Genomic DNA, 1,471 nt, shown 5'->3' on the forward strand with positions numbered 1-1,471 from the left:
CAATGTCATTAAGTTAAGACATTGACAAATTTGACGCTTTTAGAACCGAATTATTTGGATTCGGTTCTTTTTCTTTTACAATAAAAATAAAGGTGAGCAGCTATAGAACTATCTGCTCACCTTTTTGTCTCTTATCAGGTCTTTCATAGAAAGGTTGTGGCTCTCATGAAATCCCTTCACTCAAATATTTTAAAGCTGATGAATCAGATTATCAATCAAATCGCTGCCAATATCCATAAATTTACTTTCTCAAATCATGATTTTACTCGTTGCCGTAAGCTTAACGCAGTTGATCTAATTAAACTAATTCTTAATATGGGAGCTGGTAGTTTAAATACCGAGTTGTTCAAAGCCTTTCCAGATATTAATTTTAGAATGACTGCTTCAGCTTTTGAACAACAAAAAGCAAAATTAAAGCCAGCATGTTTTAGAGAAATTATGATCAAACTTAGTCAAGCTAAAACTGAGCCGCAACTTTTGGATAAGCAATACCGGGTCGTGGCAATAGATGGCTCTGATTTTGATCAACCTTTTAATCCTCAATCAGAAAATGTCATGCAAGGCAAAGATAGTCGGATCTATTGTCAAATTCATGTGAATGCTTTATATGATGTTCTAAACAAGTTATATTTAGATCTGATTTTTCAACCACGACAAAAAATGGATGAACGTGAAGCTGCTGTGACAATGTTAAAGAAACTAAATAAGCAAGAAAAAGATTTCCTGGTTTTAATGGATCGAGGCTACAGTAGCTTTAATTTGATTGAAAACTGTAATCGTCTTAAACACTGTCAGTACGTTATTCGTACTAAAGCCAATAAAGGCCCTGGTGGTGCAATTAAAGAAATCGCTGCGATGCCAAATCGAGAATGCGATCTAGACTTATCTTGTCATGTGACTTCACTACATCGTTACTATCTTACTCATAAAAATACTGAACCGCTCCTGCACCTGATTCTACACAAGAAACGGCATTATAAGAAAGTTCGTTCTAAAAACACTCTAGATCAACGCTGGGATTTCGAAGACTTTTGTAATGTTAAATGTAGAGTATGTAAGTTTAGAATTAATTCACCAGGAGCAGCTGATGAGTGGGAAGTTCTTATTACCAATTTAGATCGCAAGCAATTTCCTTTAGAACGGATGAAGGAAATCTATCATCTTCGTTGGGGGATTGAAACTTCTTTTAGAGAGCTAAAGTATGATTTAGGCGGCGTACAATTTCATTCTAAAAAAAGATCAATTTGTATATATGGAGCTGTATGCTCACTTCGCTATGTATAACGCCGTAAGCTTAGCAGTAAATAATTGTTCAAAGCCAAATACTAAAAGAAAATATCAATATCAAATCGATTTTAAAATGGCATGTTGTATTTGGCGACAATATTTTAGCTCAAATGACTTTTCAGATTTAAATTTTTCACAATTATTGTTAAATATGATTGCCTATTTAACTCCGATTAGATTAGGC

Annotated in this window: 1 protein-coding gene; it reads left to right on the plus strand. The window is 34.1% G+C overall.

Going from position 1 to position 1,471, the window contains the following annotated elements; all coding sequences use genetic code 11:
* The first annotated feature begins 165 nt into the window (after window positions 1-165).
* Entirely contained in the window at window positions 166-1,284 is a 1,119-nt protein-coding gene (locus EJK17_RS11205; protein ID WP_236629372.1) for an IS4 family transposase, read from the plus strand.
* The last annotated feature ends 187 nt before the right edge of the window (window positions 1,285-1,471 follow it).

It is taken from the genome of Lactobacillus xujianguonis (assembly GCF_004009905.1).
GTDB lineage: Bacteria > Bacillota > Bacilli > Lactobacillales > Lactobacillaceae > Lactobacillus > Lactobacillus xujianguonis.